The organism is Pseudomonas caspiana (assembly GCF_002158995.1).
GTDB lineage: Bacteria > Pseudomonadota > Gammaproteobacteria > Pseudomonadales > Pseudomonadaceae > Aquipseudomonas > Aquipseudomonas caspiana.
The window spans coordinates 135357-157681 of record NZ_LOHF01000002.1; the positions used below are offsets into that span (position 1 = coordinate 135357).

19 protein-coding genes are annotated in these 22325 nt (G+C 56.6%); 9 read left to right on the forward strand and 10 right to left on the reverse strand.

The window, feature by feature from the left end; translation table 11 throughout:
* From cyoA to hmpA, 3 genes are all read right to left on the reverse strand, one after another.
* Window positions 1-960: a ubiquinol oxidase subunit II gene (gene cyoA / locus AUC60_RS03000; protein ID WP_087264948.1), complete on the reverse strand. Its 960-nt coding sequence runs from the start codon at window positions 958-960 to the stop codon at window positions 1-3.
* A gap of 454 nt (window positions 961-1414) precedes the next feature.
* Complete coding sequence (locus AUC60_RS03005) at window positions 1415-1939, reverse strand: disulfide bond formation protein B (RefSeq protein WP_087264613.1); 525 nt, start codon at window positions 1937-1939, stop codon at window positions 1415-1417.
* Window positions 1940-2356: 417 nt separating this feature from the next.
* Complete coding sequence (gene hmpA, locus AUC60_RS03010; protein WP_087264614.1) at window positions 2357-3538, reverse strand: NO-inducible flavohemoprotein; 1182 nt, start codon at window positions 3536-3538, stop codon at window positions 2357-2359.
* Between the two features lie 324 nt (window positions 3539-3862).
* Here hmpA and AUC60_RS03015 point away from each other — a divergent pair, with 324 nt between their 5' ends.
* The 4 genes from AUC60_RS03015 to AUC60_RS03030 all read left to right on the forward strand — a co-directional run bounded on the left by AUC60_RS03015 (window position 3863) and on the right by AUC60_RS03030 (window position 6488).
* On the forward strand, window positions 3863-4762 hold the full coding sequence (locus tag AUC60_RS03015) for a chemotaxis protein (RefSeq protein WP_087264615.1): 900 nt from the start codon (window positions 3863-3865) through the stop codon (window positions 4760-4762).
* Window positions 4759-5265, forward strand: coding sequence for a GNAT family N-acetyltransferase (locus tag AUC60_RS03020; RefSeq protein WP_238599509.1), 507 nt, complete (start codon window positions 4759-4761; stop codon window positions 5263-5265). The genes AUC60_RS03015 and AUC60_RS03020 overlap by 4 nt, the downstream gene beginning before the upstream one ends.
* A gap of 43 nt (window positions 5266-5308) precedes the next feature.
* Window positions 5309-5629: a hypothetical protein gene (locus AUC60_RS03025; protein ID WP_087264616.1), complete on the forward strand. Its 321-nt coding sequence runs from the start codon at window positions 5309-5311 to the stop codon at window positions 5627-5629.
* Window positions 5630-5735: 106 nt separating this feature from the next.
* On the forward strand, window positions 5736-6488 hold the full coding sequence (locus tag AUC60_RS03030) for a YkgJ family cysteine cluster protein (RefSeq protein WP_087264617.1): 753 nt from the start codon (window positions 5736-5738) through the stop codon (window positions 6486-6488).
* Between the two features lie 114 nt (window positions 6489-6602).
* Here the strand turns inward: AUC60_RS03030 and AUC60_RS03035 are convergent, their stop codons facing one another.
* The 7 genes from AUC60_RS03035 to AUC60_RS03065 form a co-directional block, all read right to left on the reverse strand.
* Window positions 6603-6827, reverse strand: a complete 225-nt coding sequence (locus tag AUC60_RS03035; RefSeq protein WP_087264950.1) for a hypothetical protein — start codon at window positions 6825-6827, stop codon at window positions 6603-6605.
* 102 nt (window positions 6828-6929) lie between these two features.
* Complete coding sequence (locus tag AUC60_RS03040; RefSeq protein ID WP_087264618.1) at window positions 6930-7886, reverse strand: fimbrial protein; 957 nt, start codon at window positions 7884-7886, stop codon at window positions 6930-6932.
* A gap of 108 nt (window positions 7887-7994) precedes the next feature.
* On the reverse strand, window positions 7995-8726 hold the full coding sequence (locus tag AUC60_RS03045; protein ID WP_087264619.1) for a fimbrial biogenesis chaperone: 732 nt from the start codon (window positions 8724-8726) through the stop codon (window positions 7995-7997).
* Window positions 8723-11278 carry a fimbria/pilus outer membrane usher protein gene (locus tag AUC60_RS03050; protein ID WP_087264951.1) on the reverse strand — a complete coding sequence of 852 codons (2556 nt, stop codon included), beginning with the start codon at window positions 11276-11278 and terminating at the stop codon, window positions 8723-8725. Before AUC60_RS03050 ends, AUC60_RS03045 begins: the two co-directional genes overlap by 4 nt.
* Before the next feature lie 133 nt (window positions 11279-11411).
* Window positions 11412-12161 carry a fimbrial biogenesis chaperone gene (locus AUC60_RS03055; protein WP_087264620.1) on the reverse strand — a complete coding sequence of 250 codons (750 nt, stop codon included), beginning with the start codon at window positions 12159-12161 and terminating at the stop codon, window positions 11412-11414.
* Between the two features lie 178 nt (window positions 12162-12339).
* Window positions 12340-12924: a fimbrial protein gene (locus tag AUC60_RS03060; protein WP_087264621.1), complete on the reverse strand. Its 585-nt coding sequence runs from the start codon at window positions 12922-12924 to the stop codon at window positions 12340-12342.
* A gap of 424 nt (window positions 12925-13348) precedes the next feature.
* The gene (locus AUC60_RS03065) at window positions 13349-13888 is read right to left on the reverse strand and encodes a type 1 fimbrial protein (protein WP_087264622.1); all 540 of its coding nucleotides are present in this window, start codon (window positions 13886-13888) and stop codon (window positions 13349-13351) included.
* Between the two features lie 81 nt (window positions 13889-13969).
* Between AUC60_RS03065 and AUC60_RS03070 the strand changes: the two genes are divergently transcribed.
* The 5 genes from AUC60_RS03070 to AUC60_RS03090 all read left to right on the forward strand — a co-directional run bounded on the left by AUC60_RS03070 (window position 13970) and on the right by AUC60_RS03090 (window position 22289).
* Window positions 13970-15130, forward strand: a complete 1161-nt coding sequence (locus tag AUC60_RS03070) for an efflux RND transporter periplasmic adaptor subunit (RefSeq protein ID WP_087264623.1) — start codon at window positions 13970-13972, stop codon at window positions 15128-15130.
* Entirely contained in the window at window positions 15127-18261 is a 3135-nt protein-coding gene (locus AUC60_RS03075) for a multidrug efflux RND transporter permease subunit (protein WP_238599510.1), read from the forward strand. Before AUC60_RS03070 ends, AUC60_RS03075 begins: the two co-directional genes overlap by 4 nt.
* A 108-nt stretch (window positions 18262-18369) precedes the next feature.
* Window positions 18370-19059 carry a heavy metal response regulator transcription factor gene (locus AUC60_RS03080; RefSeq protein ID WP_087264624.1) on the forward strand — a complete coding sequence of 230 codons (690 nt, stop codon included), beginning with the start codon at window positions 18370-18372 and terminating at the stop codon, window positions 19057-19059.
* Window positions 19049-20413, forward strand: a complete 1365-nt coding sequence (locus AUC60_RS03085; RefSeq protein WP_087264625.1) for a heavy metal sensor histidine kinase — start codon at window positions 19049-19051, stop codon at window positions 20411-20413. The genes AUC60_RS03080 and AUC60_RS03085 overlap by 11 nt, the downstream gene beginning before the upstream one ends.
* Window positions 20414-20786: 373 nt before the next feature.
* Window positions 20787-22289, forward strand: a complete 1503-nt coding sequence (locus tag AUC60_RS03090) for a GGDEF domain-containing protein (RefSeq protein ID WP_087264626.1) — start codon at window positions 20787-20789, stop codon at window positions 22287-22289.
* The last annotated feature ends 36 nt before the right edge of the window (window positions 22290-22325 follow it).

The following is a 22325-nucleotide window of genomic DNA, read 5'->3' on the forward strand; positions in this document are numbered from 1 at the left end:
TTACTCCTCTGCCCCAGCAGCTACATGCTTACCCATGTCCATCCCGACCTGACCGGCTTGAGCCGACTCTTCAGCAGTACCTTCCTGCTCGTGAGGGTTTTTCTTGCCTGGTTTCATGCCTTCATACTTGTCGATGACGGTCTGGAACAGGTTCGGGGTGACCTCGGAGAACAGCTCGACCGGGTTACGCTCGCTCGGTTTGAGCAAAGCAGCGTATTCCGAAGCTTCAAGCTTTTTAGGTGAACTCTTGACTTCGCTGACCCAGGCGTCGAAATCAGCCTTGGAGGTTGCGATCGCCTTGAACTTCATACCGGTGAAACCTGCGCCACTGTAGTTGGCGGAGATACCGTTGAACTCGTGGTTCTCGTTAGCGATCAGGTGCAGCTTGGTCAGCATGCCAGCCATGGCGTAAACCTGGCCGCCCAGACCCGGAATGAAGAACGAGTTCATCACCGAATCGGAAGTAATCTTGAAATTAACCGGAGTGTTGGCAGGGAAGACGATCTTGTTGACCGTAGCGATGCCCTGTTCCGGATAGATGAACACCCATTTCCAGTCCAGCGAAATCACTTCGATGGTGACCGGCGGTACGTCGGATTCAATTGGACGATACGGGTCCAGCGCGTGGGTGGACTTGTAGGTGATGTAGAAGAGGACCAGCAGCAGCACCATCGGGATGCCCCAGACGGCGGCTTCGATCTTGGTGGAGTGCGACCAGTCAGGCGTGTAGGTAGCAGCCTTGTTCGAAGCGCGGTATTTCCAGGCGAAAATGATCGTCAGGAAAATCACCGGGATTACCACGATCAACATCAACAGCGTTGCGGTGATAATCAGGTTGCGCTCGTCGAGCCCTATTTGCCCTTTAGGATCGAGCAGAGGCACGCCCTCGCAACCACTGAGCAAAAGCATGCTGAAAAGGGCCAAGAAGCCAAAAAACCTGGGGTACCTTTTTTTACTCATCTCACGACCTCTAAAAGCAAAAGCAGCTTGCGGGTGCAATTGGTTTTCGAACGCCAACACCGAAACCTGCCTGTGTTGGCATATTTTTTGGATTGAACAAAGCCTGTCACGACGCATGCAAAGCGTAACTACAAATCCATATTTATCTTTAATTTCTTATTCGAATGTATGGCATCAAGCCCGGAAACGGGCCAATTCCCTTTGGTGCGGACATTCATGGTGCTTTCAGAGACCGACTGGCGCTACCGGCACAGCCTGCGCAAAAGGCGCTTTTTGACCTCGAAAATGCTCATCGCGGGATGACCCTGCGCGGCAAGTGCGGGGATTGTAGATATCTAGAAATTTAATGACTATGTTTTTTTTAGCAACAGTTTGTATCAGGATCTGTAAAAATCGCGAAATAGCTCACGAATTTTTCACAAAAAATGCCCCTTTTTGTAGGGGCATTTTTTCATCACAAGCCCTGTAGTCCGCGGTACTTGCGACGGTTGCGGATGATCCCGATCGGCACCAGCACAACGGTCAATACGAACGCGACCAGGGCCCACTGTGCGAGGGACAATCCGAGGACTGGCGGATAAGGGGTCGTGCAAAAGCCGCTTACCTGAAATCCGATCGGGAACATCGAGGCCAATGGCAGGCCGTCGACGATCGGTTGCAGGACGTCGATGCCACAGCTTTCGGTAGGATGCGAGAGGATGTAGACGTGGCGGCCAGCCGCAACGATTCCGCCAACCGCACTCAGCACGACCAGCGTTTCAAGCGCAGTGATACTGCGACGGCCAGGCATGGCAGCGCCGATGAAAGCGAAGATTGCGATGAACAGCAATGCATAACGTTGCAGGATACACAGCGGGCACGGTGCCTCGCCCAGTACGATCTGCATGTACAGCGCTCCGCCTATCAACGCCAGGCAGATAACGCCCAGCAGGACCAGGAAGCGCTTTTCGCGTTTTAGGTACAACATGTTGTCGCTCATTCACATACCTTTCGAAAGGATGTCCATTCGGACCGTTCGATCACTACGCCCCTAAGGGCAGACACCGGATTGTAAAGGCACAGCGCCCTGATCGCTCGCGATAATCGTGGCCCATGAGGGACAACTCAAGTCTCTAGCCGCCATATGGGCATATTTGGCGGCCGGGTGGTGTTTGTCTCAATGATTCGGCGCCAGAGCCAATGCACACCACGCAAAAAACCGCATCCTTCTATATATAGAAGGATGCGGCTATTTGTCGCAGGCCGTCAGCTTCCAGAGTCAATGACTCCGCAGCGCCTACAGAAAATGAATTTTCATGCAAAGAACTACATGTTGGCCGCTACGCGACAGCACCTCTCGAGAGGCATGGCTGGCAATCTCTTCTATATATAGAAGGGCGCGGCTATTTGTCGCACCTCACTCAAGGGCAGAGGCCGGACCGAAAAACTCGAAGCGGCTTTGCTTCTCCGGAACTCCAGCCGCCTTGAGCTGGCGCTTGACGACCTGCATGAAGGATTTAGGGCCAAGGAAATACACATCCAGATCCCGCTCCCTGGGCAGCCACTGCTCCAAACGTGCCTGATCAAGAAGGCCGACCGCGTCACCGGCGGGGCTGACACCGTCATCTTCGGCATAGCAATAGAAACGTTTGAGCTGCGGATGCCGAGCCACCAGGCCATCAACCCAGTCACGGAACGCATGTACGCCGCCATTGCGGGCACAGTGGATGAAGTGTATCGGGCGGGATGTTGCAAGTGCCGCCTCGAGCATCGCCAGAGTTGGCGTAATGCCCACTCCGCCACTGATCAGCACCAGTGGCTTGTCACTGGCGGTCAGGGTGAACTCGCCGGATGGCGGGAACAGCTGCAAACTGTCGCCTACCTGAAACTGAGCATGCAGATAGTTCGACACCTTGCCATGGAGCTCGCGCTTTACGCTGATCCGGTATTGGTTATCACCCGCCACTGCCGACAAGGAGTAATTGCGGCGCATCTCCTCGTTGCCGATGTGTAATTGCAGACCGATGTACTGGCCCGGGGCGAACTCCAGCAACTTTCCGCCGTCTGCTGGCTGCAGGTAGAACGACGTGATTTCCGAGCTTTCGGCGACTTTAGCCACCAGCTTGAATTCCCGAGTACCGCGCCAGCCGCCAGGGGCCTGAGCTTTTTGCTCGTAGATGGCGCTCTCGGCACCGATCAGCACATCCGCGAGTTGCTGATACGCACACCCCCAGGCCTGCAAGACTTCGTCGGTCGCAATTTCGTCACCGAGCACCTCTGAGATAGCGCTCAGCAAGCAACTGCCTACAATCGGGTAGTGCTCGGGGAGAATTTGCAGGGCCACATGCTTGTTGATGATTTTCGCCAGTAAGTCTCCCAATTGCTCAAGCTGGTCGATGTGTCGAGCGTACATCAGCAAACCATTGGCCAATGCTCTGGGCTGATCGCCACTGGCCTGATGTGCAGGATTGAACAGCGGCCTGACTTGCGGGTACTCGTTGAGCATTTTTTTGTAAAAGTGAGTAGTCAGTGTCTCACCACCACTTTCCAACAGTGGCACGGTGGCTTTAACGATGGCACGATCCGAGGCGCTTAACATGATGTACTCCAGGCACACAGGCTTTGTAGAATGTACCTAGGCCATTTCAGAAACCGTGCCAGAATTAAAAACCATTAAAATCAGTGAGTTAAGAAACTACAGTCAAATAGACACAGCTGATTTCATGGTCATTACGACTACAACGAGTCTTAATGACTCGGCGTCGTAAATGTCATCCAGCCCCCTATCGACCTTTCGACTGGTCAGGGAAAGCCCGGCTCGCGCACAAAAAACCTCAAGAGCGCCAGTGCCGGGTCGATAACCTCTCCAGAGAAGGCTGTTTGCTGCTTACTGCGGCAAAACACTTATTGCCAGAAGGTTCATATGTCCACCAAGAACGTCCGAGCAGATTCACTTTCTCTGCTGCTGTTCACGTTACGCAGCGGTAAGTTGATGGCTATCAACCTGCTCAAGGTCAGCGAGATCATCCCCTGCCCTGCCCTCACGCGACTTCCCGAATCGCACCCGCACGTCAAAGGCGTTGCCACACTGCGAGGCGCCTCGTTGTCAGTCATCGACCTGAGTCGGGCCATTGGCGAAAAACCTTTGGTCGACCCGGACGGCGGCTGCCTGATCGTCACTGATGTAAGCCGGTCGAAACAAGGTCTGCACGTTCAGGCCGTGAGCAAGATTGTCCATTGCCTGACAACCGACATCCGCCCACCCCCCTTTGGCGCCAATGGTCGATCGTTCATTACCGGCGTGACTCAAGTCGACGGCACACTGGTACAAGTGCTGGACATCGAAAAAGTCATCCATGGCATCGCACCGGCGCAGATCGTTGCGCAGCCGGACGAACTGACCATGGAGGAAGCCGAGCTCCTGGCGGCGACGCGAATTCTGGTGGTCGATGACAGCCAGGTGGCGTTGCAGCAATCGCTGCTCACCCTGCGCAATCTCGGTCTGGATTGCCATACAGCACGCAGTGCCAAGGAAGCCATTGACGTATTGCTTGAACTACAAGGTTCTCCGGCGCAGATCAACGTGGTGGTTTCGGACATCGAAATGTCTGAGATGGACGGTTATGCGCTGACCCGAACACTGCGCGAGACGCCTGATTTTCAAGACTTGTACATCCTGCTGCACACGTCGCTGGACAGTGCAATGAACAGTGAAAAAGCCAAGATAGCAGGTGCCAACGCGGTTCTGACCAAGTTCTCTTCACCCGAGCTAACCCGCTGCCTGATTGTCGCCGCGCGAGCGGTTCAGGCCCAGGGCGCATGAACGTGATGGACCGCCTCGGCGGTTCAGACCGGCATTGCTGGCTGATGCGCCGCGACCTGGACAACCTGGCCCCGGCACAGACGTGGCCAGGTCATATCCGCCTCTCGGCGTTCACCCTTGAAGACGCGCCAGAGGCTTATGCCTTGTTGCAGCAGGGTTACGCCGATGATATCCATCTGCCTGTTTACTTCGATTGGGTGAGTAATTGGCAGACAGATCCTGAATACGATCCGGCTTTGTGCTTCGCCCTTTGGGACGATCAGGGCATGGTCGGCCTGATTCAGGGTTGGACGAGCGCCTTTATCAAAGACCTGGTGATACACCCCCGCGCCAGAAACCAGGGTCTGGCGCTGCAGTTGCTCGACCATGTTTTCCACATTTTCCACCAACGGGGCGAAGGTTGGGCAGACCTCAAGGTCATGGAGAACAACCTCGCCGCTCGCTGCCTGTACGAGAAAGCAAACATGCGGTACGTCCAGCGTCTGGAAACCGATCAGGTTTGATCTGGCATACTCCAGCATCAATCGATGCCCATGGAGAACGACGATGAAAGCATCCACCTTCCTGCTGATGGCCTCGGCGGCACTTGCCAGCCAGGCCAACGCTTCCAGCCCAGATGCCTGGAAAGCCCTGGACAAGGCTGTGATCGACAGCTGTATGAAAGCCAGCCAGCTCAAGGAAGTACGTGCTGTCGGCAAGGCCGGGTTCGACGACAACGTCGGCTATGAAGCGCTGATGCTCCGAGGCCGTTATCCACAGCCGCACATGAAAAATCAGCCAGGCGCGGAATTGTGCCTTTACAACCGGCAGAGTAAAAAAGCCACGGTCAGTGAGTGGACCGAGCTACCCGCCACGCTGAAAAAGTAGCAGCCCTGGCCGCTGGCTCACAATTTGCTTCGAACACCGTCTCAGTCGCGCAAGCAGGCCTGCTCCCTGCTGCGTCCGGCGCCTGTCAAGACGGACCCTTATCGCAATGAATACCCGATTTTCCTGCGTCGGCTGCGGCCGTTGCTGCACCGACCACCACGTGCCTCTCACTCTCGGGGAAGCCTTGCAGTGGGCGGCCGACGGCGGTTCGCTGATCATCCTGACCGAGGCGTTTCTGACAAATGGGTATGGCGTACCAGAGGCCCAACTGGGACACGCCACGCGTCGCTCGACACCCGTCCAGAGTGGTTCAACCCAGGCACAGGTGGCGATCACCTTCGCCGCTTATAACGTCGGGCCTTGCCGGAATCTTGACGCTGACAAGCTCTGCCGCATCTATGACCGCAGACCTCTGGTCTGCAGGATCTACCCGATGGAGATTAACCCGCACATTCCACTGCGCCCGGAAGCCAAGGACTGTCCGCCTGAATCATGGGAGCAAGGACCGGATTTGATCGTCGGCGGCCAATTGGCCGACAGTGAACTCGGCCGCCTGATTGAACAGTCTCGTCAGGCTGACCGGGAGGACATAGCTGCCAAAGAGGCGATTTGCCAGCGACTGGGAATCAGTGCCACGGCGCTGAAAGGCAACGGCTTTGTGGCGTACTTACCGGATATGGAAGCTTTTGCAACCGCGGTCATGGATCTGGTGGACGGCACCGACGTAGCGCCGGTCAATAACGGCTGGACCTTTCACGTGGCCGGCGACACGGTTATCGAAACACTCAATCTTGCGGGTGCTCAGCTGGCAACTGGCGAGCCTGCGGGCTACATGTTCATACCGCTTCAGGCGAGTTGAGAGTTACAAGAGGAACGCTTGCGTCAATGAAAGACCTGCAAGAGCTGCCAAGGGCGGTAAATCAGGAAACCTGATCGCGGCCTTCGGCAGCGCCTACACAATCCCGGTCATTGCTTAGCGTTTGCCCATCGACTTGCGGGTGCCGTGCGGCGCAGCGCCTGGGATTTTGTTGTGCCCGTGCTTGTTCGACTTCTGATACCAGGGATCATCTTTTTTTGCCTGCGCAAAATCGGCTGGCTTGAAAGGAAAGCTGAACGCGGGGATGGCGACTTTTTTGTCAGTGGCCGAATCCTCGGCGACGACGGTTTCAGGAGCCGATGTCGAGTCAGTAGAAGTCATGAAAAGCTCCAGAAAATGGCAATCAGTCATCGAAAGGCCGCGCAGCATACCTGAATCGTTTGCCCGCCGCCTGCACTGCCCCAAACCTCTCATCGGCTGAGCCTATTTGTAGAACAGGTCAACCATGACTTCGGCCGCGAACGGCCCGGCTTTAGGGCTGTTCTTCTGCCAGACGAGTTCGGCATTGAAGTCGACGCTGGCGGCCTGAACGTCGTTGAGCAAATCAGCCAGATGAAAGGGTTCGTTGTACTTCAACACCGCATCATCACGAGCGCTCAGAATGCGGATACCGACACCGTCATTGGCGGCAGGAATCAGATAGCTGCCCGAAAGACTGCCACTGACGGGTCTGAAACGTGCGCCCAGACTGAACGGCGAATCACAGCTGCGTCGGGTAACAAGTGAAAAAGGCCGACGCTCGATCACCCTGCCCACTGCGACGTTCTGAATGCCGACGTTGCCGAACTCAATACTTTCCGGCACGACCCGCAACTGTGCATCACAGGCCACAAAGCGCAGGGCGTTGAGGTTATTGATCCGATAGTCGAGGCTCTGACCCGGCAATGGATTTGCCCCTCTGGCGCTGTCGAGCTGGAACACTCTGTAATCGAGCAAATCACTGGCAACACCTGAGTGAGGGGTTGGACCAGACTTCTGAATGAAGACGGAAAACGCGAGGTTGAATCTGGCCGTTGGGCAGGCACCGATATCCCCACTTCCTTCAAGACACGCAGGCAAATAATGGCCCGTGCTGATTCGCCCGCTGCTCTGCTGATAATCAACCCCAGAGAGGGTCACGCCAGCCCGAATACCCTGACCGACGTTCAAATTGTCCGGATTGACGATAAGGAAAATCTCTTCCGCCCCAGACTGCGCGCCGTCCTTGATGCATTCGACCTGAAGATCTTGCCGTTCTGAACGCCAGACGATCTCGCCATCGGGAGCACTCGCCGGGATGGCCACGCTGCTGTCCAGGTTGGCACGTATCACCGTTTCGCCTGCCCCTTGGGTTTTGCACACCATCGCGAAGCCAGTGGCGGGGGTCAGTAAAAACATCATGAGCCAGAAAGCCCTGCGGGAGGGGGCAAGCCTCGCTACAACATATCCTCGGCATAAGGCACTAACGTTCAGAAAATTGCGTGCAACTCGTAGAGAGGTATTCATCGTTCAGCAGTCCTTTTGCCGATGTTCAGTGTTGTCAAAGCCGTTGCTATTGCCCGCAGCGCAGTAAACATCTGCCCCGCCATAATCGTTCAGCGCCCTGAACGACAGACTCCGAGCGCCCGCAGCAACGGGAACCGGCATCTCATGACTGGCGCCGGGTGCCAGCATCAGATAATCGCTGGCAACCGCCTCACCCAGCCGCACATCCTGAAGAGCGGTATGATAGGGGGTCGGGTTATTCACTCGTAACGACGTTGAAGCCAGTGTCCAGCGCAGTCGATGGGCGGTTGCAGCCGGATCGTCGCCAAGACCAGCCGGGCGATAGAACACGTTGATGCGCTGGCGGATGGCAATGTTCAACGCGTTGCTGCCTGCTGTCCGGCGTGGAATTTCCAGGACGTACAGATGCAGCAACGACTCTTGGGTCAGCGGCATGCCCTGCCCCTGATACAAGACCCTGAGCGTTTGCTTGCCGTGCGCGTCCAGGCGCGCCAGGTGCGGGCTGAGCACAAACGGCAGTTCAACCGCAGCGCTTTCAAGGCTGCCGTCGATGTTGGTCGGGTCACTCAGCCAGGCTTGAATCAACACCTCGTGATCACTGCGATTGACGACCTCAAGACTCGCCTCGGGAAAGCGACCGTCAAAGATCAACCGAGTCCCGTTCAGCGACACTGTCGCCTGCACATTGAAACTGCACAGCAAGGCCGCGAGACCGATACAAATAAGCTTCGTCATTGGCACGTCACCCGGATGCGTTCGTAGGCACGTAGCGGATCACGGGTTGGCAAGGTGAACGCTGCGCGACAGGTTTGATTGGCCCATCTGACGCGCAACTCGCCGCTGTCCTGCTCACTGAGGATAAGGGCACGCCCGGTCGGGTCGACTACCCCCAAAGCCTTGCCTTCAGGTGTTTCAACACTTGCCCCCAAGGGGATTTTGCTGCCGTCATACTGAACAAGCTCGAACTGCACACGACGCCCGGTTGAAGCCTTGAAACGCACCACCGGCATCGCGCCGCGGCGTGGAACGATCTGGTTAACCGCGTTATCCAGCTCCACATCCGCCCCAAGCTGTCGGGTATCCAGACTGACCCAGTTACTTCGATAGGGCTGCGCATAAGGCAGCACCGCATAACCATTGGCAGCTGTCTCGATGTTGCTGAAGCTGGACAGCCTGGCCCCGCCGACCTTCGGCACTTCTACCAAAGCAAAGGTTTCGCCCAGCGACTGCCCCAGGTTGATGCCGCCGCCATGAACCAACACTGACCCCGAAGCCCCGAGGCTTAACGCATCGTAATCACGTCCCTGGCTGTAGCCTGCCTCAAAGCGGCCATACGGCAGGGTGGTGTTGATTTTCCCAGACCCAAAACTGCCGGAGCTGCTGTCGTGTCCGGCCTGCACCGAGTAAAAAGCATGGCGCTTATCCAGCACCTGACCACTGAGACCGGTTTGCGCGTTGTAACCACCCGAGCTGTCTCGTACAGCATTGAATGACAGTCTTGCAGAGCTTGGGTTTTCACCCAGTGGCAGGGTCAGGCTGACTGCGATTCGATTGTCACTTTCACCCTGCCCTTGATTGCCGAACTCACGGTTATTTTCCAGCGACAAACTGTAGCTAAGCGTGCGCCAGGCGGCGTTGTAAGCGAGGTAAAACTGCCGGGTTTTACCATCATTGCCCCAGTACCGCTGTTCGGATGCAGTCAGACTCAGGCTGCCCAATTGCGCAGGCAAGGATTGCGTAACAGTCAACTCCATCCGGTCCTTGGGACGGCCGGTCATGTCACGCCGAAAACGCATGCGGCTCGTTTCGACATGCTCGTTGAGGGATCGATAAAGTTCGGTGGAATAACGATAACCAGCAACGGCAAAAGTAGTGTTTGTTACATCCAGTGCGTTGGCGTATCGCAAGCGCACACTGTGTCCTGCCTGGCGCTGTTGACCTGTCTCGCTGATGGAATGAGTCAGGTCGGCGGAGAGTGCGCCGTACCCGGTATTGAGACCGGTACCGATATTGGTTGCCTGATAATCCTCAGCCATTTGCAGGCCACCAAAACCAGTGACGTGCTCGGTCAAACCGTAGATCAGGGCGAGACTGGCAAACGTCGGCGTTGCACCGTCATCCATACCGCTGTCGACCTGCCCCGCCGCGAGGCTGTAGCGAAAGGCACCTTCGGGCACCATGATTGGTAGCGAAGCATAGGCTTGCGTGAAGGTACGTCGACGGCCATCCGCCTCGATGATGGTGACTTGCAGATCACCATTGGAGCCGCTCGGATAAATATCACTGATCTCGAACGGCCCCGGCGACACATTGCCGCTGTAAAGCAAAAAGCCGTTTTGCCGGATTTCCACTGACGCATTGGTTTCGGCTGTACCCCGGATCACCGGCGTGTAATTGCGCTCGCTGTCGGGCAGCATGGCATCGTCGGAACTGACCCCGACACCACGAAAACGCACACTGTCGAACACTTGTGAATCGGTGAAGGTTTCACCAAGCGTCAATTGACTGCGCAGCGCACCAAGATCGCGTTGCAGATAGGTCCGATTACTGCTGAAGCGATAAGACTGCCCGTCGCTGTAAACGAGCGATGACTCGTTGCGTAAGCGCCATGCCCCAAGGTTCAGGCCATTGCGCAGCCCTACGTAATATTGCTCGGTGCTCTCACGCTGATTACTGCGGCGCACCGCATTGAATGAATAATTGGCAAACCCCACTGGCTCGCCCTCATCCCACAATTCGGGTGGTACGTAGCCTCTGGCACTGCGTTGCATGGACGCTTGCGGCACGCTGATGTTCAGGCGCAGCGCATTGGGTTGATAGTCGACCTTGGCGAACTCGATGTTCGCTGGTAAATCAAAGCACGCGTGCGGGTTCTGCGGCGTCTGCTCAGCGCCCAAGCGATCCAGATCCAACCCGAAAGCCTGAAGCATCTGGAGTGTCAGACACGGTTCGATGCGGCCGGACAGTGCGTTGTTGGCGAACACGATATCGCGCCTGCCGCTGAGAGCCCGATTGACATAGATGTCCACCCGGTAAGTGCCAGGCAATACCGTATTAGCCTGTAAAAACTCGCTCAGTTCCGGGGGCTGGTCGCTGCCCTGGATGAATGCGGTATTGAACTTCACGCCAGCAACCGGAGCGCTCTGGGCAGCCCAGCTCTGCATGGATAGCAATTGCACAACACCCAACGCCAGACTGACCTTTACCGGTTTGGACTTGACCCCCTTTGCTAACTGCAGGATGGATCCCGGGGTTAACTCCCCAATGTTTTTGTAAAGCCATTCCATTAGCTGTTTCCACTCGATCTGGAGGCCTTGAGCCATGCCCGAATCCCTTTCAGGCAGACACACGACTTGTGAGCCAGCGCACGTGGCGTGGCTCAAATAGGTAAATAACAAGGTGACGATAGAGAGGTAGCCGCTACTGTGGCTCCACTTTGACGGCCTGTGTAACTTCGCCGGTTTTCAACCCCGCGCGATAAACAACCTGACCGCCAAAGTCATTAATGCTGATAAAGCTCAACGTCGCGCCATTACCAGACGCTTTCAACGGTAATTGCAGTTGCTGGCCCGGAGCGATCATCTGGCTGTCCTTGTCGAGCAACTCGCTGTCGCCGCGCTGCGCTGTAATCCTGACCATCGAAACGTGAAATGACCCGGGATTTTCAACGTGCAGCGTATTATCCGCGTGCAGCTTCCATCGCAGATGCTCGGGCGCCTCGGCGACATCACCCACCAGTCCCTTGGGCCGGAAGAACAGTTTCATGCGCTGCCGAATGGCGATCTGCAATGTATTTTGCGCGGCAACCTGAGGGATTTCCTGAACGTTGAGCCAGAGTACTGACTCGCGATCCTGGGGCATGCCCATCCCCGCATAGATAATCCGCACTAACTGCCTGCCATCACTGGGTAAACGTGCAATTGCCGGAGTGATGACAAACGGTAACTTGTCCGGATCTGTTTGCTCGGTGCCTGTCTCCAGCCAACTTTGAACAAGGATCTCTTTATTGCCGACGTTATGTACGCCGAAACTGACCTCCTTGTCTGCGGCCGGATAGATGATGCGCGTGGTGTTGATCACGATGCTCGCCTGCGCGCTTGTGTTAAGTAGCAATAGCCACAAAACCAGTGAAGCCAACAGCACGATGCGGCGATGTAAGAACAGAAACATACTGGCATTCGCCTTGTGCTTGGTATGAACGCCCCAGTGTCTTCCACAAGACACTATTCGCAGTGCCGGATTAAAACCGTTAGCGGCTAAAACCGGCCCTGCGATCGTCCATGCCCTTCTATTTTATGGAGTGCATTACCAAGAGACGGAGCGAGATGAACTCGCTCCGTACGACGCATTACTCGTAATCGAGCGTAAAAGGCAGGTCGCCCATGGCGGTACCTGGTCGGGTTGACGTGCCGTTGAGCATGTACACGCCTGCGAGGTTGAGCTCAGCCGTCGCGCCACCAGCGCCATCCTTGACCAGTGGTTTATCGATGGTTTGATTGCCGGACAAATCCATAAGCTGGTTCGTAGCATTGAGCACACCGATGGCAACACCGCCTGCCGAGCCGGTTACACGAAGCAATTTGCTGTCATTGTCATCTGTGCCGTGGCCCATACCGGCCTTGAAGCGCATCTTCACCAGGTTGTATTGATCGGCACCCGCCGTGCAGTTGACCAACAACTGGATAGGGGTCGCAGTCTCCAGCTTGTTTTCACCAGAGGTACCAATTTCAGAGAACGATACGTTGCCCAGGTCAACGGCAATGTCACCAGGCGAGGTGCCTGGACCGGTACCTGCGCCGGGCGCAACGCTGCAGGAAATATTGGTCAGCGTGCCGGAAAATTTCAGTACGCCGTTGTTCGCAGCATTAGCGGTACTGGAAAGGCCCAACGCCAAGGCGCCACTAATGGCCAGTACAGAAGTAATTTTTTTCATTAACGACATTCCTTGTGTTATTTCGTGTATGCCCTGAATCGGACGCCACGCACTATAAGGTTCGATCTTTTAGATCGATGTCGGCTTTATTACTTTAACAACAGGGAATAACCCATGAAACTTGCAGGAACTTTCCGTAGGAGTAACCGTAACTCTTTTGCAGCCCACGTAATACGTAGCCTCGCGACAATACCTGATTACAAAGGTCAGGCAATACTTCACGCAAAGATGACAGCACTACTACAAGCTGCCGCTTATTTTGCTACCAGACCTGTCACTTGCTTATCGAGTAACAGCTTGGCCAAGGGGTTGCGTTGAGGGGCCACGGTGCTATAGCGCAGCAAACACGGTCGTGGGGCAGCCAACTTGGCTGACTGCAACAGAGCCGTGTTCAAACCATGTTTGATGTTATCTGCGACGCAGACTACTGATAGGTCAGGGTCAAAACCCCGGCACCTGAGCGGTTACTCGTCGACAGCGAAACTGGCAGCGGCTGGTACTGTGTCGAGAATGGAATAACTGATGCTGCACAGGCGTTTTGCGACGTATCAACCACGATGGACATGTGCGCCGAAACGTTGATCCGTTGGGTATGAGCACCTGCGACTGAGCCCGTCGCTGGCAGCACTGCGCAACTTGCCTCGGTGATTTGCCCGCTGAAGCTGATTCGCCCTTCAGTTGCGGAGGCTGAAAAAGCACTCAGACATAAGGGGGCGACAATCATCAAGGCGACCACCTTGCGCACCTCATGAACGACTTCGTAACAACGGTTCCAATTTGAGACGCTGCGTTTCATGAGCTTGCTCCGACTGAGTGCATTTCGATTGGTACAAAAACCAAACGGAACAAGCAGGTAAATTTCTGCGAATTCCTTTCTATGGATATCGTCGCGGGCCAGGGTTTCTTGATAACGTTCGCTCGCAGTGCGCTTTTCTTGCTGACAATTCTGACAGGCGGCCGTCATTCTGCTGACCCGGTTGGGGGGGTATAAGAGAGGAGCCAACAACCACGACCTTCCCTCTCCCGACTTCCCGGCGCCTCTCGAATGCGTAAACAGACCAGAACCGTCCTCGCCGTTGCCGTCATTCTCGGCTTGATCGGTGTTTCCAGCTGGAGCCTGACGCGTCCCGCGACGGCCAAGGTAAGCGCACCTGCGGCGGTGCCGGTCAAAGTCGTCAAAGTGACCGAGGAAGATGTACCGCGTTTTGTGACGGGGATTGGTTCCGTGCTTTCACTGCACAGCGTGACCATCCGCCCGCAAGTGGATGGCATCCTCACCAAAGTGCTGGTCAAGGAAGGGCAAACGGTGAAAGCCGGAGATTTGCTGGCGACCATTGATGACCGAGCGATTCGCGCCTCGCTGGAGCAAGCCAGGGCGCAACTGGCGCAAAGCAAAGCACAACTGGACATGGCTCAGGTCGATCTCAAGCGCTACCGGCTGCTCAGTGAAGACAACGGTATCTCCAAACAGACTTTCGACCAGCAGCAGGCGACGGTTCATCAACTGAAAGCCACTGCGATGGGTAACGAAGCAGCGATCAACGCCGCTCAAGTGCAGTTGTCGTACACACAGATTCGCTCTCCGGTGACAGGTCGGGTCGGGATTCGCAATGTCGATGAAGGCAACTTCCTGCGAGTCAGCGATGCTCAGGGCCTGTTTTCCGTTACGCAGATTGATCCGGTCTCAGTCGAATTTTCGCTGCCGCAACAGATGCTGCCGACGCTGCAAGGCTTGATCGCCTCAAATACGCCAGCGGGGGTCAAAGCATTCCTCGGTGACGGCGACAACGGCACCCTGCTCGGCGACGGCAAACTGACCTTGATCGACAACCAGGTCTCGGCCACCACCGGGACGATTCGCGCCAAGGCCGAGTTCAATAATCCGAAACAGCTCTTGTGGCCAGGTCAATTGGTCACGGTAAAAATCCAGACGGCAATTGACCGCGATGCATTGCGAGTGCCGCCGCAGGTGGTGCAGCGCGGTATCGATCAACACTTCGCGTTCCGGGTCAATGGCGACAAGGTCGAGGTGGTCCCGGTGCAGGTGCTGTATCAGGACAGCAGCCTGATGCTGATTTCCGGTCCCAAGGCTGGCGACGTGCTGGTCAGCGATGGTCAGTCACGACTCAAGGCGGGATCGAAAATCGAAGTGCTGCGTAACACGACAGAGACTAGCCAGACGGCAGAGCTGGACGGCACACGATGAAGGGCCGTGGATCGATTTCAGCCTGGTGCGTAGACCATCCGGTCGCCACATTATTACTGACGTTTGCCATCGTTCTGCTGGGGGCGATTGCGTTCCCTCGGCTGCCCGTGGCGCCGCTGCCTGAAGCCGAATTCCCGACGATTCAAGTCACTGCGCAACTGCCCGGAGCCAGCCCGGAAACCATGGCTTCGTCAGTGGCGACACCGCTGGAGGTGCAATTCAGCGCCATCCCCGGCATGACGCAAATGACCTCCAGCAGCGCCTTGGGCTCAACCAACCTGACGCTGCAATTTACCCTCAACAAAAGCATCGACACCGCCGCGCAGGAAGTTCAGGCCGCGATCAATACCGCAGCAGGCCGACTTCCCGCTGACATGCCCAATTTGCCGACCTGGCGCAAGGTCAACCCGGCGGACAGCCCGGTGCTGATTCTCAGCGTCAGTTCCAACCTGATGCCGCCTACCGAACTGAGCGACGTGACGGAGTCGTTGTTGGCGCGGCAACTGAGCCAGATCGATGGCGTCGGGCAGGTGTTCATTACCGGCCAGCAGCGTCCGGCGATTCGCGTACAGGCTGCACCGGAGAAGCTCGCCGCATTGGGCCTGACCCTTGCCGATATTCGTGTGGCGGTGCAACAGACCAGTCTCAACCTCGCCAAAGGCGCGCTGTATGGCAAGGACAGCGTGTCCACTATTGCCTCCAACGATCAGTTATTCCGGCCTCAGGACTACGCGCAACTGATCGTCTCTTACAAGGATGGCGCGCCCGTACACCTGAAAGACGTGGCGCGGGTCATCAACGGTTCGGAAAACGCGTACGTGCAGGCCTGGTCGGGGGATCAGCAAGGCGTCAACGTAACGATCTTCCGCCAGCCCGGCGCCAATATCGTGGAAACCGTAGACCGCATTCAGCGCGAGTTGCCGCGCTTGCTGGAAATGCTCCCGGCCTCGGTAGACGTCTCGGTGCTCAACGACCGCACCCGAACCATTCGCGCTTCGCTGCACGAAGTGGAAATCACCCTGGTGATCGCAATCTTGCTAGTGGTCGCGGTGATGGCCCTGTTCCTGCGCCAGCTGTCGGCCACCCTGATCGTCAGCGCTGTGCTGGGCGTGTCGCTGGTTGCCAGTTTTGCGATGATGTACGTGTTTGGGTTTAGCCTGAACAACCTGACGCTGGTGGCAATTGTGGTGGCGGTCGGGTTCGTGGTGGACGATGCGATCGTGGTAGTGGAGAACATCCATCGACACCTTGAAGCCGGTGACGGCATGCGCGAGGCGGCCATCAAGGGCTCCGGCGAAATTGGTTTCACGGTGGTGTCGATCAGCTTCTCGCTGGTTGCGGCGTTCATTCCACTGCTGTTTATGGGCGGTGTGGTCGGGCGTCTGTTCAAGGAGTTTGCACTCACCGCCACCGCCACCATCCTGATTTCGGTTGTCGTTTCACTGACGCTGGCACCAACCCTGGCGGCGCTGTTCATGCGCGCGCCGAAACATGACCCGCATGCAAAACCGGGTTTCAGCGAACGTCTGTTGGCGCTCTATGAGCGCGGATTGAACAAGGCGCTGGCTCATCAACGAATCATGCTCGGGATTTTCGGGCTGACATTGGTGCTGGCTGGCGTTGGCTACGTGCTGATTCCGAAAGGGTTCTTTCCGGTCCAGGACACTGCATTCGCCCTTGGCACCAGCGAGGCTGCGGCCGATATTTCCTATCCCGACATGGTGGAAAAACACCTGCAACTGGCAAAAATCGTCGGTGCCGATCCTGCAGTCCAGGCGTTCTCCCATTCGGTGGGCGTCAGCGGTAGCAACCAGACCATCGCCAACGGGCGGTTCTGGATATCCCTTAAACCCCGCGGTGAGCGCGACGTTTCGGTGAGTGAGTTCATCGACCGGATACGCCCGAAGCTGGCGAAGATTCCCGGCATCGTGCTGTACCTGCGCGCCGGACAAGATATCAACCTGAGTCCTGGTCCGAGCCGAAGTCAGTATCAATACGTGCTCAAGAGTAATGACGGTCCGCTGCTCAATACCTGGACCCAGCGCCTGACGGAAAAACTGCGCACCAACCCGGCATTCCGCGACTTGTCCAACGACCTGCAACTGGGCGGTAGCGTCACTCATATCAATATCGACCGCAGTGCTGCAGCGCGCTTCGGGTTAACCACCAATGATGTCGATCAGGCCCTGTACGACGCTTTTGGCCAGCGACAAATCAGCGAATTCCAGACCGAAATCAATCAGTACAAAGTGATTCTGGAGCTGGACGCCAAGCAGCGCGGCAAAGCCGAAAGCCTGGCGTACTTCTATCTGCGATCGCCGCTGACCAACGAAATGGTACCGCTATCAGCGCTGGCCAAGGTCGGCGCGCCGACCATGGGGCCATTGTCCATCGCCCACGACGGCATGTTCCCGGCCGCCAACCTGTCGTTCAACCTGTCACCCGGCGTGGCTTTGGGCGATGCAGTGCGCATGCTCGATCAAGCCAAAAACGAAATCGGCATGCCGGCATCGATCATCGGTAACTTCCAGGGTGCGGCGCAGGCCTTTCAGAGTTCGCTGGCCAATCAGCCATGGTTGATTCTTGCGGCGCTGGTGGCGGTGTACATCATCCTGGGTGTGCTTTATGAAAGCTTTGTCCATCCACTGACGATTATTTCCACTCTTCCCTCAGCCGGTATCGGCGCGCTGTTACTGCTGTGGTTGATGGGACAGGATTTCTCCATCATGGCCCTGATCGGTGTGGTGCTGCTGATCGGCATCGTCAAGAAGAACGGTATTTTGCTGGTGGACTTCGCCCTGGAGGCGCAACGTGATCGGGGCATGAGCCCGCTGGACGCGATTCACGAAGCCTGCCTCACCCGTTTCCGTCCAATCATCATGACCACTCTGGCGGCATTGCTTGGCGCCCTGCCCTTGATGCTCGGTTATGGTGTCGGTGCCGAACTCCGTCAGCCGCTGGGGATTGCCGTGGTTGGCGGTTTGCTGGTCAGCCAGATGCTGACGCTGTTCACCACACCGGTGATCTACCTTCAGCTGGAGCGGGTGTTTCATAAGCCAAAAGGATCTCAACCTGTGGGAGCGGCCGGGGTGGCGCTCCACCTTGCTCGCGATAAGAACACCGCGATCTAAACTGAACCGCGTCCAGTCTTATCGTCGGAATGCCGCCCAGACCAAGCACCGCTCCCACAGGTATGCATTCCACTCAAGATCATCTGTTGCCCATAGAGACTCTGCCCCATGCGTGTCCTGATCATCGAAGACGAAGAGAAGACCGCCGATTACCTGCATCGCGGCCTGACCGAACAAGGCTTCACCGTGGACCTCGCCCGCGATGGCATCGAGGGGCTGCACCTTGCGCTTGAGAGCGATTACGACGTGATTATTCTCGACGTGATGCTGCCCGGCCTGGATGGCTTTGGCGTATTGCGCACGTTGCGCGCTCGCAAGCAGACGCCGGTGATCATGCTCACCGCCCGAGAGCAAGTGGATGACCGTATTCGCGGGCTGCGTGAAGGCGCCGATGACTATCTGGGCAAGCCGTTTTCATTTCTTGAACTGGTCGCTCGCCTGCAAGCCCTGACCCGCCGCAGCAGCGGCCACGAGCCAGTGCAAATCAGCATTGCCGACCTGTGGATCGACCTGATCAGCCGCAAGGCCACCCGCGCCGGGTTGCGTCTGGACCTGACGGCGAAAGAGTTTTCGTTGCTTAGCGTACTTGCCCGCCGCCAAGGAGAGATCCTTTCGAAAACGTCGATTGCCGAAATGGTCTGGGACATCAATTTCGACAGCGACGCCAATGTCGTCGAGGTGGCGATCAAACGGCTGCGGGCAAAACTGGATGGGCCGTTCGAACAGAAACTGCTGCACACCATTCGAGGCATGGGCTACGTGCTGGAAAGCCGTGCTGGAGAACGCAGTGAAGACTGACTCCATCGCCCTGCGTCTGAGCGGCCTGTTCGCTCTGGTTGCGCTCCTGGTCTTCACGTTGATTGGCTGGGCGTTGTATTTGCAGGTCGACAAAAGCATGGCGCTGCTGCCGGAAGCCGAGGCTGAAGCGCGCTACAGCGTGCTGGAATCCGCGGTCAACCGCCACAGTGACGTCGAGCACTGGGGCAGGATCAAAAGCAAACTCAGACTGCTCAGCGAAGAGGACAAGCGCCTGCGTTTCTGGGTGGTCAGCGACAATCCGGTGTATGAGTTCGGCAACCCGGACCCTCACATTCGCAGCTTCGCCAACGGCCCGCTGGGCATGCGTGACCTGCGAATTTCCGGACATCAATCCCCGTTCAAAGTGTTGGTCAGCCAGTTCGAAGCCAAAGAACAACGTCCTCCGTTACGTTTCCTGATTGCTGTCGACACTGAGACATTCCTGCAAACCCAGCACTCGCTGATGATTGCCCTGATCGGCTTTGCGGCGCTGGGCATCCTGCTCGCTTCAATGCTGGGCTACTGGGTCGCGCGTATCGGTTTGCGGCCATTGACGAGTCTCTCGCTGGAGGCGCGCAAACTCGCCCCGCCGCGCCTCTCGGGGCGCCTGCAAATGACGCCGCTGCCGCCGGAGTTGAACCAGTTCGTGACCTCCTTCAACTCGACACTGGAGCGAGTCGAGCAGGCCTATGCGCGGCTCGAATCCTTCAATGCAGATGTCGCCCATGAACTGCGCTCGCCGTTGACCAACCTGATTGGCCAGACTCAGGTGGCCTTGACCCGGGGCCGCTCGGCAGAACATTACTTCGAAGTGCTGCAATCGAATCTGGAAGAGCTTGAACGGCTGCGCTCGATCATCAACGACATGCTGTTTCTGGCCAGTGCCGACCAGGGTAGCAAGGTCACGGAACTGACCTGCGCCTCTCTGGCCCAGGAAGTGGCAACCACACTGGATTATCTGGATTTCATTCTTGAGGATGCGCAGGTAAGGGTCGAAGTCCATGGTGATGCGCTTGTGCCAATGGAAAAGACTCACTTGCGCAGAGCGCTGATCAACCTGCTGCATAACGCCGTGCAGCACACACAAGCAGGGCAATTGATCCGCGTCGACATTAGCAAACAGGTCGATCATGTCAGTGTCGGCGTAGCCAATCCCGGCACACAGATTGCCAACGAGCACCTGCCCAAACTCTTCGAGCGTTTTTATCGGGTCGACGCCTCACGCGCCAACAGCGGCGGCAACCATGGCCTTGGGCTGGCTATCGTCAAAGCCATTGCCCTGATGCATGGCGGCAGCGTGTTCGTGCACAGCCGCGAGGGTATCAACACCTTTGGGATCAACCTGCCGTTGTGATGGTTGGCTCAGTCTCCGAGCACCGCCCCGCAGGATCGGCTTTAGCCGGGAGGTCATGGAAATGCTCGCTAAATGTCCCTCGCCAGAAACACCGCTCTCCCTGATAAAGCCGGCCCTCCAGGATCAAGATCACGCTTGCGGCAAACATAGTTCTCGCCCAAGCGCGGCGTTACAACGCCGTATCGGTTAACCCGAATAATTGCTCACGAAATAAAACGCATTCACGCGTGCGATAAAACACCGCTGTTTCGGCGCGTCCCATTTGAGTTATAAATACCGGGTCGACAAAGACGCTAAATATATAAAACTCTTAAAACTCTTTTAAAACAAAGAGTTGAAGAAGCATTGAACATTTACCGAGCTCCTCCGCGCAATGATTGCTCATCACGCCATGCAGGCACCGCATAAAAAATGGACTCGGCCAGAAGTTTTCCTGGTGTGCGGCAGTGTGCTGGCGATTGCCGCTATAGCGGTCATTGTCGTCTCGCTATTGATGCGCGAGCGCCGGGACGCCCATGAAGCTGCCGCACGAGCTTCTTCCAACATCGTGCGGTTGATAGACGCCGATGTAATGCGTAACGCTGAGCTTTACGACACCTCGCTGCAAGGCATGATCAACGCGTGGCGAATGCCCGAGTTGCAAAATATTCCTTCCAATTTACGCCAACTGGTTTTATTCGATCGCTCTACCGTCGCACGTTACAAGGGCGATCTGCTGTTGCTGGACAAGAACGGCTTCATCCTCGCCGACTCGACCTCGACGCGTCCCCGCCCCTACAGTCTCGCAGACCGCCCGCATTTTCAGGAGCACGTGAACAATCCGTCGCTGGAGATGATGGTGGGTGCCCCCTTCAAGGCGCATTGGGGCTTCAAAGACTGGTGCATCAGCTTCAGCCGGCGGATATCAGGTGTTGACGGTTCATTCCAGGGCGTCGCCAGCGCTGCGATGCGCCTGGTTTACTTCAAGCAGTTGTTTCGAACGCTGGATATCGGCCCGGACAGCAATGTCACGCTGCTCAACACTGACGGCGTGATGCTCGCCCGACACCCGGAAATACCCGGTAGAGACGTCATCGGAGAGAGCTTTGCCAACAGCCCCAACTTCAAGCGCATCCTGCGCGAAGGTAACGGCAGCTTTATCAGCGTTTCATCCATAGACGGTAAAGAACGCCTGTACACCTTTTCCCATGTTGGCAACCTTCCGTTGATTGTGGTGGCAGGCCTGTCAGTGAAAGAGGTCTATGCCATCTGGAACCGCAATGTGCTGCTGGTCGGCGTTGCGACCACGGTGTTGTGCTTCGGTATCCTGTGGTTAAGCCTGCTGCTGCGCCGTGAGTTAAGGCTGCGTCATCAAGCTGAGAAAGAACTCAATGCCCGCGCATCCACCGATGCCTTGACCGGACTTGCCAACAGACGACGTCTCGATGAAGTGATGAAAAGCGAATGGATGCGCAGCATGCGCACAGGCAAGCCTGTTTCATTGCTGGTGATCGATGTTGACCACTTCAAGGCATTCAACGATCGCCACGGTCACTACGGCGGAGATGGAGCGCTACGCAACGTTGCGACGACCATTGCCAATAGCATCAGAAGACCGGGTGATTTTGTCGCCCGTTATGGTGGCGAAGAATTTGTGGCGGTGCTGGGCGAAACCGGGCTGGAAGGTGCAAAGGTCATCGCAGAAACCATTAGAAGTGCGATAGAAAACCTCGCCCCTTATGCCGGTGATACACAGCCGATCACGGTCAGCATCGGCATCGCCTGCGCGCAGGCACAACTCGAAGAAACCATCGAAAACCTGTTCAGTGCTGCGGACAAGGCGCTGTATACGGCCAAACACAATGGGCGTAACAGGGTTGAGTCCGCTCACGCCTGATCGCACTCACAAGTCCTTCGCCAACGAATCGCGGGC